At 45.9% G+C, this 14,899-nt stretch carries 12 protein-coding genes; 8 read left to right on the forward strand and 4 right to left on the reverse strand.

Features of this window, described 5'->3' with window-relative positions; genetic code table 11:
- Positions 1-33: 33 nt before the first annotated feature.
- Together M1E06_RS04975 and M1E06_RS04980 are read right to left on the reverse strand one after the other, a co-directional pair.
- Positions 34-708, reverse strand: coding sequence for a YqeB family protein (locus M1E06_RS04975; RefSeq protein ID WP_020452752.1), 675 nt, complete (start codon positions 706-708; stop codon positions 34-36).
- Positions 705-1,295 carry a TetR/AcrR family transcriptional regulator gene (locus M1E06_RS04980; RefSeq protein WP_016886099.1) on the reverse strand — a complete coding sequence of 197 codons (591 nt, stop codon included), beginning with the start codon at positions 1,293-1,295 and terminating at the stop codon, positions 705-707. The genes M1E06_RS04975 and M1E06_RS04980 overlap by 4 nt, the downstream gene beginning before the upstream one ends.
- 286 nt (positions 1,296-1,581) lie before the next feature.
- Between M1E06_RS04980 and M1E06_RS04985 the strand changes: the two genes are divergently transcribed.
- Genes M1E06_RS04985 through M1E06_RS04995 form a run of 3 tightly spaced genes read left to right on the forward strand, consistent with a single transcriptional unit; the run spans position 1,582 to position 4,774 of the window.
- Positions 1,582-3,264 (forward strand): glycoside hydrolase family 13 protein, encoded by a 1,683-nt coding sequence (locus tag M1E06_RS04985; protein WP_020452751.1) that lies wholly within the window; start codon positions 1,582-1,584, stop codon positions 3,262-3,264.
- Between the two features lie 38 nt (positions 3,265-3,302).
- Complete coding sequence (locus tag M1E06_RS04990; protein ID WP_020452750.1) at positions 3,303-3,704, forward strand: secondary thiamine-phosphate synthase enzyme YjbQ; 402 nt, start codon at positions 3,303-3,305, stop codon at positions 3,702-3,704.
- 14 nt (positions 3,705-3,718) lie between these two features.
- Positions 3,719-4,774 carry a nitronate monooxygenase gene (locus M1E06_RS04995; RefSeq protein ID WP_020452749.1) on the forward strand — a complete coding sequence of 352 codons (1,056 nt, stop codon included), beginning with the start codon at positions 3,719-3,721 and terminating at the stop codon, positions 4,772-4,774.
- On the opposite strand, the gene M1E06_RS05000 is transcribed toward M1E06_RS04995, so the two are convergent.
- Entirely contained in the window at positions 4,754-5,491 is a 738-nt protein-coding gene (locus M1E06_RS05000) for a protein-glutamine gamma-glutamyltransferase (RefSeq protein ID WP_020452748.1), read from the reverse strand. The two genes, M1E06_RS04995 and M1E06_RS05000, sit on opposite strands and share 21 nt — an antisense overlap.
- A gap of 152 nt (positions 5,492-5,643) precedes the next feature.
- Here M1E06_RS05000 and tlpB (M1E06_RS05005) point away from each other — a divergent pair, with 152 nt between their 5' ends.
- The 4 genes from tlpB (M1E06_RS05005) to M1E06_RS05020 all read left to right on the forward strand — a co-directional run bounded on the left by tlpB (M1E06_RS05005) (position 5,644) and on the right by M1E06_RS05020 (position 12,507).
- Complete coding sequence (gene tlpB / locus M1E06_RS05005) at positions 5,644-7,605, forward strand: methyl-accepting chemotaxis protein TlpB (RefSeq protein WP_456270909.1); 1,962 nt, start codon at positions 5,644-5,646, stop codon at positions 7,603-7,605.
- A 144-nt stretch (positions 7,606-7,749) separates the two neighbouring features.
- A complete protein-coding gene (gene tlpB / locus M1E06_RS05010) occupies positions 7,750-9,735 on the forward strand; it encodes a methyl-accepting chemotaxis protein TlpB (protein ID WP_020452746.1) in 1,986 nt (661 codons plus the stop codon).
- Between the two features lie 133 nt (positions 9,736-9,868).
- Positions 9,869-11,851 (forward strand): methyl-accepting chemotaxis protein TlpB, encoded by a 1,983-nt coding sequence (gene tlpB, locus M1E06_RS05015; protein WP_020452745.1) that lies wholly within the window; start codon positions 9,869-9,871, stop codon positions 11,849-11,851.
- A gap of 131 nt (positions 11,852-11,982) precedes the next feature.
- A complete protein-coding gene (locus M1E06_RS05020; RefSeq protein WP_020452744.1) occupies positions 11,983-12,507 on the forward strand; it encodes a type 1 glutamine amidotransferase domain-containing protein in 525 nt (174 codons plus the stop codon).
- 44 nt (positions 12,508-12,551) lie between these two features.
- On the opposite strand, the gene M1E06_RS05025 is transcribed toward M1E06_RS05020, so the two are convergent.
- A complete protein-coding gene (locus M1E06_RS05025) occupies positions 12,552-13,538 on the reverse strand; it encodes a Gfo/Idh/MocA family protein (RefSeq protein ID WP_020452743.1) in 987 nt (328 codons plus the stop codon).
- A 212-nt stretch (positions 13,539-13,750) separates the two neighbouring features.
- Here M1E06_RS05025 and M1E06_RS05030 point away from each other — a divergent pair, with 212 nt between their 5' ends.
- Positions 13,751-14,896: an AI-2E family transporter gene (locus M1E06_RS05030; protein ID WP_020452742.1), complete on the forward strand. Its 1,146-nt coding sequence runs from the start codon at positions 13,751-13,753 to the stop codon at positions 14,894-14,896.
- Positions 14,897-14,899 lie beyond the last annotated feature (3 nt).

Genomic DNA, 14,899 nt, shown 5'->3' on the forward strand with positions numbered 1-14,899 from the left:
AATGTTCTTTTTTAGGCGTTCGCAACTGAAATATTACGATACCATCCTTACGTATTGCCGTTTATCTTCATCCTGTATAACCACTCCAAGCTTTGCCAGGTCTTTGCGCAGAATTTTTGCTTCTTCATGTTTATTATCCAGTAAAGCTCGTTCTCTGGCTAAAAGTAGCGTATTGATATGCGAGGGAAAATCGGGGTGATCCGCAACCCAGCGTTGATACTCATTCTTAAAAGGATCTTCGTCTGCCCATTTATAGCCGTGATGTTTAAAAGCACTTTCTGCAAGGGCTCTCTTTGATTCAAGTTGTTCACGGTACAATTCAGTACCCTTATGATCAAGAACAACAAGATCCTTATTCTCAAGATAAACTGCAGAAATGTCTTTTTTCTCAATCACTACTTCTTTCTCTTTAAACAACAGCTTCACATTTTGATCAGAGATGAACACCTGAAGAATTTCAGTGAAAATATATTGTGAAAAAAATAGGCCGGCAACGATTCCGATAACTGCAGCGATAATTGAAACCCAGAAATTGTTTAGTGATGTGATAAATTCCAAAGGCCCTTTAAAAGGAACGATTGGAATGGTCAATAACCAATCGGCTATAACAGGCAAAAACCATCCAAGAACAGCTCCTAAAACCGGTGGAATGATCCAATATAAGGTTTTCTCTATTTTAGATAATCCAATAATCGTTTCCTGATTCAAAATCTTTCACTGCCTTTCATCACATGACTGACTGCTGTTTCCCATATTTTTTTATAATCCATCTCGATTCCTAAAATCATAAAGTTACCCAAATTATCAATGATCAGGGCAAGGGAGTGTGCATTCACTTTGGTGTTTTTAGAAGAGATGACACCGAGTTCGACACCGTAAGAAAGCAAAGCTTCAAAACCTTCTAAGAATTGTTCCATGATAGATTTAAGCTTTTTCTCATATCTTGGTTTTTGTGCTGCACTTAAAACAAACTCGTGTACCACTTTTAAAGCAGGAGAGTTATGTTTATACTCTTCAAAATAGCGTATGCCGTCTGTTATTAATCGTTTTTTAAAGTTCTCCTTCGTGTACTCATTGATTGAAAAAAATTCAGAGAAATTGTGATCATCAAATACAATGTGAAATAGATAATCCACCAGCTCTTCTTTAGAAGGGAAATAATAGTAAATAGCCGGTTTAGAAATGCCGACTTCCGATGCAATCATTGAAAGGCTCGTGCCTTTTAGGCCGTGTTGGGCAATAAGAGTAAATGCTGCTTCAACAATCGCATCTTGGGTGTTCATTTTCTTTTTCATTGAAATCATCCTTAGCATAATCTGTATATTTATTTTACTTACCGATAGGTAAAAAAGCAACTGTAATTTATGCTTTACATATTCTGTATTAACAGATGCTCCGTTTCAAAAGGATTAAAGCTTCTTTCACCTACTCTTGCCATCACCCTTGCTGCCTTCAAAGGATTTATAAGCCGCAAAGCATATTTAGTATTGAGAAACGTATAATCGTTGGTATATCAAAGTTTATAGGATGTTTATGTTCGGAGTCTAAAAATATTTTATTCATACAACAAGGGGTGTTTGAATGACAAGGGCATGGTGGAAAGAGGCTGTCATATATCAAGTGTATCCGCGCAGTTTTATGGATTCGAACGGGGATGGCATCGGAGATATCAACGGGATCAGAGAGAAGCTTCCGTATATCAGGGAGCTCGGGGCAGATGCCATTTGGATTTGTCCGGTCTTTGATTCTCCCAATGCCGATAACGGTTATGACATCAGGGATTATCAAAGCATTATGCCGGAATTTGGCACGATGGACGACTTTGACGCTCTGCTGACTGAAGCGCATCAGCTCGGAATGAAACTGATCATCGATCTCGTCATCAATCATACGAGCGATGAACATCCATGGTTTATCGAATCAAGGGCAGAGCGGAATTCCGGGAAGCGGGACTGGTATATTTGGCAAGACGGAAAGGACGGGAGCGAACCGAACAACTGGGAAAGCATATTCGGCGGCTCAGCCTGGACTTATGACGAAAAAACAGAGCAATATTATCTGCACCTGTTTCACGAAAAGCAGCCGGATCTGAATTGGGAAAACAGTGACATGCGAAGCGCTCTTTATGACATGGTCAACTGGTGGCTTCAAAAAGGAATCGACGGGTTCAGGGTTGACGCGATTTCACACATTAAGAAAAAAGAAGGACTTCCGGATCTGCCGAATCCGGAAGGGCTCTCTTTTGTGCCTTCATTTGCTTATCATATGAATGTCGACGGGATTATAGCGTTATTGCAGGAACTAAAAGAAAATACGTTCGCCGGGTATCCCCATATCATGACAGTCGGCGAAGCAAACGGTGTCAGCGCTGAAGAAGCGGAGGACTGGGTTGGAGAATCAAACGGGATATTCAGCATGATTTTCCAATTTGAACACCTCGGTCTTTGGGGGATTGAAGGCGGAGAACTCGATCTCCCCGAACTCAAGCGGATATTGTCAAACTGGCAATCGGCTCTTGAGGGGAAAGGGTGGAACGCGCTTTTTATCGAAAATCATGATCAACCCCGGGCCGTTTCAGTCTGGGGAGATGACGGGAAATACAGAGTAGACAGCGCCAAGGCCTTAGCTGCGATGTATTTTTTGATGAAAGGCACCCCGTTTATTTATCAAGGGCAGGAAATCGGAATGACAAACGCGATTTTCTTCGATATAGATGATTATGATGACGTATCGATTAAAAATGATTACCGGATTCAAAAAGAAAAGGGCCGCTCACACGAAGACATCATGAAGGCGGTTTGGAAAAAGAGCAGGGATCACGCCCGCACGCCGATGCAATGGACGGATCGGCCAAATGCCGGCTTTACTAAAGGAGAACCGTGGCTCTGCATGAACGAAAATTACAAGCTGATCAATACAGTTCATCAGCAGCATGACCCCCGGTCAGTCTATCATTTTTATAAACGGTTGATCGCGATCAGAAAGCGGTATGACGTCTTCATCGACGGATCATATGAACTGCTCTTGCCTGAGGACCGGCAGATTTTCGCATACTTGCGGAAGCTTCGGGAAGAAACGGCCATCGTGATCGTCAACCTTAGCGCGCGCCAGGCGTATTACCACCATCCCGCATACCCGTTATGTACGGACGGACTGCTGCTGTCAAATGCTGATATCAACGCGCACAAGCACCTTACATCTTTTGTGATGAAGCCTTATGAGGCGCGCGTTTACATGATCAGACAGGAAATCGGCGATTTATAACGAATAGAGAAAGGGTGCCAGGAAAGGAGCGGATTCGTATGTTGAAAAAAATACAGATTCAAACAAACCGGCGCGATGAAATGCTTGATATTACAAATGACGTCCAAAGATTCATTTCAGAAAATGGCGTTTCCAGCGGCACTGTTATTGTCTATTGTCCGCATACAACGGCAGGCATAACGATTAATGAAAATGCCGACCCCGATGTTAAACGCGATATGCTGAGACGGTTCGATGAAGTGTATCCGTGGGAACATGAGCTTGACCGCCATATGGAAGGGAATACTGCGGCGCATTTGAAAGCGAGCACGGTCGGGGCATCGCAACATATGATCATTGAAGGGGGCAGGCTTGTCCTCGGGACTTGGCAGGGCATATATTTTTGCGAGTTCGACGGCCCGAGGCACCGGACATGCTATTTTAAAATCACAGCCGATTGAAAGGAGAAAATAAAATGAATCAGTTCATGGAACGTCTCTCTTTATCAAAGCCTGTGATCCAGGCGCCGATGGCGGGTGGACCGACAACACCAAGGCTCGCCGCCGCCGTATCAGATTGCGGCGGCTTAGGCAGCCTTGCATCCGGCTATTTGACGCCGGAAGTTCTTCAACGACAGATTCTGGAGACTAAAAAGCTGACATCAGCCGGGTTTCAAGTCAACCTCTTCATTCCGGAAAAACGGGAAAACGTCAGACGGGAAGAATATGAAGGGTGGAAAGAGAAGATACCTTATGCGCATTCGGCTTCACCCGTGCCAGAAGAGAAACACGATTGGGACGATTTTTACGAGAAAATCGAAATCATTTTAAGGGAAGGGGTCAGCGCCGTTTCATTTACGTTTGGCCCGCCGCCGGCCGATGCCGTCAAAGAACTGAAAGACCGAAACTGCTGTTTAATGGGCACCGCCGTTTCGGTTGAAGAAGCCTTGATGCTTGAAGAATTGGGGATGGATGTCATCGTTGTTCAAGGAAGTGAAGCTGGCGGCCACAGGGGTGCCTTTTTGAAAACGAAGGGAGAACCCGCTGTCGGCTCGATGGCTTTAATTCCCCAAGCGGCAGATCATGTGTCGGTTCCGATTATTGCAGCGGGCGGCATTTTTGACAAAAGAGGTGTTGCGGCAGCTTTTGCCCTCGGCGCACAGGGCGTTCAAATCGGCACCGCTTTTTTGACGTGCGAAGAAAGCGGAACACACCCTGCATACAAACAAAAATTGCTCGAAGCGGTTGAAACAGACACAAGGCTGACCCGTTTGTTCTCAGGGAAGCCGGCAAGAGGCATCGTCAATCAATGGATGGAAGACAGGCGCCCGGACGAAGTTGAAGCGCTGCCTTATCCTCTGCAAAATACGCTGACGCAGCCGATGAGAAAACAGGCGAAGCTTGAAGGGAATCCGGACGGCATGTCATTGTGGTCCGGGCAGGGCGTGCGGGCCTCCGTCCGGCTAACGACGGTGAAGGAGCTGATGGATCAGCTTGCGCCTGCCGATGTGCTATCTGATCATTTGTATTAATGCAGGAATATCAACCCGTGTCACTTGAGAAAGCAGATAGGCGGACGTCTGTGCATGAGGCTTTCTCAGCCCGTTCAGTTTTTCAATGATCGTTTCGCCGCTTAAGATCCCCAGACCGTGTGCCGCATAGAGATTATTTTCAAGTAAAATAGCGTTTTCTCCGCGCCACTGCGGTCTTTCGGGATCGAATTCAGGGTTCTTGAAATACAGGCAGTCTCCCGGAAGGTAGTCGTTCCCCTTATCCGTATAGATCGGCAGCCGCTCATAATGCCAATCGTATAAAATGATTCTTTGATAATTCCGGTCAAATGTCTGATCGCCGATCGTTTTGAGGAGCGCCATATAAAAAATGATGACAATCGCAGTTGCGCACTCAAAAGCATAAAGAGAGCCGCTTTCGAAAATATTTCGAATCGCCTTTGAAGCCGGCGCTCTGTACTTCAACTCCAAAGCCCCCTCAGGCGTCACCCTCCAAAACTCTTCATTCCCGTATGTCTTTGAAAAGGTGGCAAACTTTGCTCCGCTGTTGATCAGCTCTCTGGCTGATTCGACGGTATGCACTCTGAATCTCAGCTCAAATAACAGTTCTGAGATTGAACCGTATCTATATCTGGACGGCATGGCCAGCATCCGGTTGGCAATGTCTCTTTGCGTCTGACTGACATTCAGTTTTTCGATATCCTCAGGACGGAGCCAGTAGCCCGAAACACTTATCATAGGATACACCCTTTTCCCTTTTTTATTAGCGTATGCCTGATGCTTGGGCAGGAAAACGGTCTAATTTTCCGCTTTTTTTACTTAAAAAATAGATCCCGTCTCCGATAAAAGTAGAGAAAGGGGAATCACACATGAAAAAGCTTTTAAATTGGATGAAACGGCCTTCTATTTCTAAAAAATTAATTTTTTCATTTATATTCATTTTAACAATTCCGATCTTGGTTCTTTCGGCTACTTCATATTTTACGGCCAGCAGCACGCTTGAGGATGAGATTTTGAGAAGTGCGAAAGACAATATCGATGAACTGAACGACATCATTCAGCAAGATATCGGCAGCAAGGAGACTTCTATTGCGTATTTCAGCAAATGGATTGATCAAAAAGCGTACAAAGAGAAAGGGCAGACCGCCATTAAACAGCGGTTTGAGCAATTTGCAAAACAAAATCCCGACGTCGAACTCGTATTCACCGGTTCGGAGGATAGCGTTTACGCACAATATCCGAATGCTCCATTGCCTGACGGGTATGACCCGGTAGAACGCGACTGGTACAAACAGGCTGTCCAGGAAAAAGGGAAAACGATTGTAACTGAACCTTATGAGTCTGCATCAACAGGCCATATGGTCGTCACGATCGCCAAGCAGAACAAAGACGGATCAGGCGTAGTCGCCCTTGACTTAAACATTGACAAGCTGATCAAATCGGCAAACAGCATCAGCATCGGAAAAACCGGCTATGCATTCATCATCGGCGAAGGGAAAACGTATGTCGCCCATCCGAAAATGAAAGCCGGCACAGAAGCAGAAGCCGATTTGACAGAGCAGATGTTCAGCAAAGAGAGCGGCTTGTTCACATTTAATGAAAAAGGCAAAGAAAAGAAAACGGTCTTCACGACCAATAAACTAACAGGCTGGAAAATCGGCGGAGAGATGAATACAGCAGAGATTAAAGACGCTGCACAGCCTGTGCTTCACATGGCAGTCATGACATTGGCAGGCGCGATTATTCTGGGCGGCATTCTTGTTTACTTTATCGTCCGCGCGATCAGCAAGCCTTTAAATCAACTCGTCTCTTCTGCAAAAAGCATCAGTGAAGGAGATCTGACACAAAAAATCGATGTCCGCTCCAGAGACGAATTCGGACAGCTGGGCGCAAGCTTCAACGAAATGGCTGACTCATTGCGTTCGCTGATCAGCACAATTCAGGAATCGGTCGACAATGTGGCATCTTCATCAGAGCAGCTGACGGCAAGCGCCGACCAGACAAGTAAAGCGACGGAGCACATTACATTAGCCATCGAGCGGTTCTCAAGCGGCGCTGAAAGTCAAAATGAAAAAGTCGAAGCGAGCTCCCAGCGGCTCAGCCAAATGAATGACAAGCTGAATGAAATCGCAGGCGTATCGGAATCGATTACAGAATCCTCGGGTAAATCGACGGAAATTGCCGAAACAGGCGGAGAGCTCGTCCAACAAACCGTCGGGCAGATGAATTCGATCAACAAGTCCGTCAGACAGGCCGAACAGGTTGTCAAAGGGCTAGAAGCGAAATCGAAAGATATCACCGCGATCCTGCGCGTCATAAACGGAATCGCTGATCAAACGAATTTACTGGCGCTGAACGCCGCCATAGAGGCAGCGCGGGCCGGCGAATCAGGCAGAGGATTCTCGGTTGTCGCTGAAGAAGTCAGAAAGCTTGCGGCCCAATCAGCAGGATCGGCAAAAGAAATCGAAGAGTTGATTCAGGATATCGTCAAGGAAATCGAACATTCGCTCAACATGTTCAAATCGGTCAACCAAGAAGTACAGTCAGGGCTCGAAATTACGGAAGAAACGGAAACGAGTTTTAAACATATTTACGACATGACGAACGAAATCGCAGGCAAGCTGCAGACGATGAACGCCGCAGTAGAGCATTTGTCAACAGGTTCTCACGAAATATCCGACGCGGTCGAAGAGATCGCCGACGTATCGCGTGAAAGCTCTGCCGGCATTCAAGACATCGCTGCTTCAGCGGAAGAACAGCTGGCTTCAATGGAAGAAATCAGCTCATCCGCTGCGACGCTCGAACAAATGGCTGAAGAACTGCGCGACTTAACGAAAAAGTTTAAAATTTGATGAAAAGAGGCTGCTGGTCAGCCTCTTTTTTAAGCTCTTTTTTAAGAATCTTCAGAAATACTTTTTAAAGTTTTTTAATATGCAAAAGTAAATGAAAGCTCCGATATTAGTTTCATAATCTAGAAGCTAAAGGAGTTATATCAAATGAAAAAGGTATTGGACTGGCTTAAACGTCCGTCTATCTCAAAAAGGCTGTTTTTCAGCTTTATATTGGTTTTAACTTTGCCGATTTTGGCCTTATCCTATAGTGCGTACCAAACGGCGGGAAGCTCTCTTGAAACGGAAATCATGAGAAGCGCGCGCGATAATGTCGAACAGCTGAATGAGATCATAGACCAGAATATCGGAAAGAAAGAGCAGGCCGTCTCTTTTTTCAGCGGCTGGGTGAATGAAAAGCTTTATCAAGAAAAAGGGAACGCATCACTTGTAGAGAGATTCGAGCAGTACGCCAAGCTGAACCAGGATGTGGAAGCGATCTACACAGGTTCAAAAGACGGCAAGTTCATCCGCTATCCCGCTGAAAAAATGGCGAAAGATTATAACCCGGCGGATAGGGACTGGTATAAGCAAGCCGTTGAAAATAAAGGAAAAGCGATTATCACAAACCCTTATAAAACAGCGTCGACCAGAACGATGGTCGTTACGATTGCAAAGCAGACGGAGGACGGCTCAGGGGTTGTTGCCGTTAACATGAAAATCGATGAACTTATCAAAGCGACAGAACGCGTCAACATCGGAAAAAGCGGCTTTGCGTTTATCTCAAGCAATGATAAAAAATATGTCGCTCATCCGAAGATCGAAGCCGGAACCGAAGGCAAAGGCGACTGGGTTACAAAAATGTACGGCAGTGAAAAAGGTGATTTTCAATATACATTTGAAGGAAAAGAAAAGAGAATGGCCTTTACGACGAACAAGCTGACCGGCTGGAAAATCGGCGGAACGATGTTCACGGATGAGATATCAGAGGCTGCTCAGCCTGTCTTCCACATGGCGATCATCATTTTGGCAGCCGCGATCGTGCTCGGCGGGATTCTCATCTACTTCATTATCCGCGGAATCAGCAAGCCGTTAAGCGAGCTCGTGTCATCCGCAAAGAGCATCAGCGGCGGCGACTTGACACAAAAAATCGCAGTCCGTTCAAAAGACGAATTCGGTCAGCTCGGTACAAGCTTTAATGAAATGGCCGAATCGCTGCGCTCTTTAATCAGTGTCATTCAATCATCAGTTGACAATGTAGCTTCTTCATCTGAAGAGCTTCATGCCAGCGCAGAGCAGACAAGCAAAGCGACTGAGCATATTACAATGGCCATTGAACAGTTTTCTGACGGTAATGAAAGCCAGAAAGAAAAAGTCGAAGCAAGCTCGCATCAGCTGAATGAAATGAACGACGGGTTATATGACATGTCAAAAACTTCAGCCGCGATTACTGATGCGTCGCTGAAATCGACTGAGATTGCAGGCAAAGGGGAAGAGCTTGTTCAAAAGACGGTCGGCCAAATGAACTCGATCGATCGGTCTGTCAAGCAAGCGGAAGCGGTCGTCAAAGGGCTCGAAGCCAAATCAAAAGACATCACAAGCATTTTGCGTGTGATTAACGGAATCGCCGATCAAACGAATCTGCTCGCGCTCAATGCAGCGATCGAAGCGGCAAGGGCCGGGGAATCGGGCCGCGGCTTCTCGGTAGTGGCTGAAGAAGTCAGGAAGCTCGCCGCACAATCCGCCGGTTCGGCGAAGGAAATTGAACATTTAATTCAGGAAATCGTCAAGGAAATCGACAACTCCCTGAACATGTTCAAATCGGTCAATCATGAAGTACAGTCAGGACTTCGAATCACAGATGAAACAGAGACAAGCTTCAAAACGATTTACGATATGACCAATGATATCGCAGGCAAGCTGCAGACGATGAATGCCGCTGTCGAACAATTGACGCAAGGTTCCCGCCAAGTCGCGGGCGCGGTCGAAGAAATCGCTGATGTATCGAAAGAAAGTTCGGCAAGCATTCAGGACATCGCCGCTTCAGCCGAGGAACAGCTCGCTTCTATGGAAGAGATCAGCGCATCTTCCACCACATTGGCGGAGCTGGCTGAAGAACTGCGTGATTTGACACGGAAATTTAAGATTGAATAGCTTTAAAACATCCGGTTTTCCTCCGGATGTTTTTTTAGTTATTTTAGACTATAAAAAGTTATAAAACGCGTATAAAAACTTTTAAAAGAATCCGATATTAGAAATATAACAGAAAAGAGGAGTCAACAATTCTATGGAAAATATTATAAATTGGGTGAAACGTCCCTCCATTGCAAAGAAATTAATTCTTTCATTCTTGCTTATTTTAACTGTTCCAATCATCGTCCTCTCCTATAGCGCGTATCAAACGGCAAGCAGTACGCTTGACGGAGAAATCATGGACAATGCGCGCGAAAACGTTAATCAGCTGAACGAAATCATCAATCAGAATATCAGCCAGAAAACAAATGCCATGTCCTATTTCAGCGGGTTCATTAAAGAAAACTCTTTTAAAGGAAAAGAAAGCGACGCTTTAAAAGTGAAATTCGAACAGTTCGCCAAGCTCCATCCCGATGTTGAAGGGATCTTTACCGGATCAAAGGACGGAAAGTTCATCCGCTACCCGGATCAGGAAATGCCGAGCGGATATAATCCGGTAGAGCGGGACTGGTATAAAAAAGCCGCCGAACACAAGGGCGAAGTCATTATTACAGACCCTTACAAAACGGCGTCAACCGGAACGATGGTTATCACCATCGCCAAGATGCATGAAGACGGATCCGGCGTGGTCGCCGTCAATATGAAAATCGAAGAGCTCATTAAAGCGACAGAACGCGTGACCATCGGGAAAAAAGGCTTTGCCTTTATCACCAGCGCCGATAAAAAGTTTGTCGCCCACCCGAAACATGATGCGGGCTCAGACATCGAAGGCAGCTGGGTTGAAAAAGTATACGCCAATGACAAAGGAACAATCAAATATACGTCTGACGGCGAAAAGCAGATGGCATTCGCGACCAATAAACTGACCGGCTGGAAAATCGGCGGAACCATGTATATCACTGAACTAAAAGAAGCGTCACAGCCTGTGTTGAATGCAGCTTTGATTACGTTGGGCGTCAGCATCATCATCGGTGTGCTTCTGATGATTTTCATCATCAGATCGATCACAGGTCCGCTCCGCGAACTCGTTTCCTCTGCGAAAAGCATCAGCGGAGGCGACTTGACGCAAAAAATCACTGTCCGTTCAAAAGATGAAATCGGACAGCTCGGATCAAGCTTCAACGAAATGGCCGAATCGCTGAGCTCTTTAATCAGCGTCATTCAGACATCAGTTGAAAACGTCGCTTCTTCGTCAGAGCAGCTGACCGCGAGCGCGGATCAGACAAGCAAGGCGACAGAACATATTACATCTGCGATCGAACAATTTTCAAACGGAAACGAAAGCCAAAACGAGAAAGTGGAAGTCAGTGCACAGCAGCTGGCTGACATGAACAGCCAATTGCATGAAATGTCCAAAGTTTCAGCATCGATTACAGAATCATCCATTCAATCGACAGACATTGCCGGTACAGGCGGAGAGCTTGTTCAAAAAACGGTCGGACAAATGAATTCCATCGATCATTCCGTTAAACAGGCAGAATCCGTCGTGAAAGGACTTGAAAGCAAGTCAAAAGACATTACGGCAATCCTGCGGGTGATCAACGGCATCGCAGATCAGACGAATTTGCTCGCGTTGAACGCTGCAATTGAAGCCGCAAGAGCCGGTGAAGCCGGGAGAGGGTTTTCAGTAGTGGCTGAAGAAGTGCGCAAACTGGCTGAGCAATCCGCCTCATCGGCAAAAGAAATCGAAGCGCTCATTCAGGAAATCGTCAATGAGATCGGAAAGTCGCTGGACATGTTCCAGGACGTCAACCGTGAAGTACAGTCGGGACTTACCATCACAGACGAAACAGATACAAGCTTTAAGCAGATTTATGACATGACAAACGAAATCGCGGGCAAGCTGCAGACGATGAATGCGGCAGTTGAAGAGCTGTCAGAAGGGTCACAGCATGTCGCGGGAGCGGTTGAAGAAATTGCAGACGTATCGCGTGAAAGCTCAGGAAGCATTCAAGACATCGCCGCTTCGGCTGAAGAACAGCTCGCTTCAATGGAAGAAATCAGTTCTTCTGCGGCTACGCTTGAACAAATGGCTGAAGAACTGCGCGATTTGACGAAAAAATTTAAGATTGACTAAACATCAGGCTGCCGGCGATCCGGCAGCCTTTTACGCGGGAAAAGCATTTTTAAAAAGTGACGGGGAAGGGGATAAATAGGTTTAAACAGACTGCCATCTATCGTACACTGGTTGTACAGGAGGGATAAATCATGCGACTTGAAGGCAAGAAAGTGATCGCGCTTGTCAGCGATGACTTCGAAGATTTAGAACTGTGGTATCCAGTTTTAAGGCTGAGGGAAGAAGGCGCGATCGTACACCTCGTTGGCGAAAAAGCGGATCATGAATATAAGGGCAAATACGGCGTACCTGCTGTCTCTGATTATGAGCTGAAAAGTATGAATATTGAGGAATACGACGCAGTTCTGGTTCCGGGAGGCTGGGCGCCTGACAAGCTCAGAAGATATCCCGAGGTACTGGAGATGATTCGGTGGTTCAACGAAAGGAAGAAGCCTATCGGGCAAATCTGCCATGCCGGCTGGGTACTGATTTCCGCAGGAATATTGGAAGGCAGGAAAGTCACAAGCACACCTGGGATCAAAGACGATATGGAAAATGCCGGAGCAGTATGGGTAAATGAAGCAGCGGTCGTCGACGGTCATATCGTGTCAAGCCGCCGCCCGCCGGACCTGCCGATCTATGTCAAAGCCTTTGCCGATCTTTTGGCGCAATCCTAAAACAAATGAGCCGCCCGTTCATTCGAATCGAGGCGGCTCATTTGTTATTTTTGATCAGCGGGGAAAACGAGACCGATCTGTTTGCGGGCTTCATCCATGACCGCCAAGGTGTTGATAGAGCGTTCAAATGTGTTAAGCGAAGACTCGATCCGCCCTTGTTTAATTAAATGAATGAATTCCTCTGTTTCATAAAACATGGCCGGTTTGTCATCCGGCAGCGTAAGATGTTCAACCCGTCCGTCCCGATAGCGGATGTCGACTTTTTCAGGTCGGTGGATTTTATCAATGACAATACAGCCTTCCTCCCCTTGAATTTCAGCAGGCGTGAAGGAATTGGAGATTTTCGAGTGCATCAAAACAGCTTCATGTTCCTTGTATTTTAACAGCACTGTTCCTTCACCGTCCGCCCCCGACTCAAGGATCAGCCCGTTTGCTTTTACTTCGAGGGGCTTGCCGAACAGGACGATCGCGGGATGGACGCAATAGACGCCGATATCCATCAGGGAACCGTTCGATAAAGCCGGATTAAATGCGTTTAAGACGGTTCCGTTTCTATAGGCGTCATAGCGGGAAGAGTATTGACAGTAGCTTGCTGTAAAACGGCGGACTTTGCCGATTTTGTGCAGGTTGCGTTCGATGTTTTTAAAATTCGGAAGAAATGTCGTTTTCATCGCTTCCATAAATGTCACGCGGTGTTCCTGCGCTGTTTTTACCATTTCTTCCGCTTCTTTGACATGGGACGCAAGCGGTTTTTCGCACAGGACGTGCTTTCCGCTTTTCATGAATGTGACGGCCTGTTCTTTATGTAAAGAGTTGGGACTTGCGATATATACCGCATCAATAACATCGCTCTCAGCCATTTCGCTGATATCGGTAAAAACCGCCTCTGCCCCGTATTTTTGCGCGAATTCACGTCCGCGCTCCCCGCTCCTTGAATATACCGCGGTTAATTGAAAATCGCCGACCAAACGGGCCGCTTCAAGAAACCGGTCGGTGATCCAATTTGTTCCGACTACCCCGAACCGTATCATGCTATTTTCCCCTTTCGCTGTAGGATATGTTTATTATACAGTGTTTTCTTTTGCCGGCGAAAGGCAAAAAGCCGGAAACACCGGCGTATATGTATATCATCAATAAACGTTTGCAAGCGGAAAAAAAGACCAATAGCAATGGTTTTATTTTTAGTATGAGGAGTAATAGTGTACAATTTAATGTATAAAACCAATGTTAATGGAGGATCGCCATGGACTCTTTGAATATGTGGGGCGGCAGATTTAAGAAGTTTTTTTTAGACAATAAATTCGTTTTGTTTCTGCTCGTTCTGCTCTTGATCGGATTGAACATCCTTGTATTTACAAAAGCATCGTTTATTTTCACGCCTTTCATCGTCCTTGTGGAAACCATCGCTCTGCCTGTCGTACTGACAGGTGTCGTTTATTATTTGTTAAATCCGATCGTTGATTTTCTAGAGCGGAAAAATGTGAAAAGGATTTATTCGATTCTTCTTCTCTATATCGTGATCATCGGTCTGATCACGATTTTGATCGTCTCCGTTATCCCGCTGTTAAGGGAACAGATCACAAGCCTTGTCGATAATTTCCCAAGGTATGTCCACATTGTGGAAGACCAAATTAAACAGCTGATCGGAAGCCAGTTTTTTAATCAGGTCCAGCAGACGCTGAACATCAATCTGACCGATTTGGCAAGCAAATTATCCGATCAGGCCACCACAATTTTAAACAGCACATTTACCGGAGTGGGAACGTTCATAGGCGCTGTTACAGAAGTCGTGATTTCAATTGTGACCGTGCCGTTTATCCTGTTTTACTTATTGAAAGATGGTAAAAAACTGCCGCTCTTTATTTTGAAGCTCGTACCGGTCCGCTTGCGGGAACAGACGTATGTGATGATGTCCGAGATGAATCACCGGCTCAGTTCGTATATCAGGGGGCAGATCATCGTCAGCTTCTGTATCGGCTGCCTATTGTTTATCGGATATATGATCATCGGTCTTGATTACGCTTCCTTATTGGCCCTTGTGGCGGCGTGTACGAGCATCGTTCCGTATCTCGGACCGACGATTGCGATCACGCCGGCAATCATTATTGCCCTGGTTACTTCCCCGTTTATGCTTGTGAAGCTGATCATCGTTTGGACTGTGGTGCAGCTGTTTGAAGGAAAATTTATTTCGCCGCAAATTATGGGAAAAAACCTGCACATCCATCCGGTAACGATCATCTTTGTGCTGCTGACGGCAGCCAAGCTGTTCGGCGTGATCGGCGTCATTCTCGCCATCCCCGGATACGCGGTCATCAAAGTGGTGGTCACGCATTTGTTTGAATGGTTTAAACAGCGTTCACACCTTTATGAAAAAAACGAAGAAGTCTGAATC

The sequence above is a fragment of the Bacillus sp. AK124 genome (genome assembly GCF_053903085.1).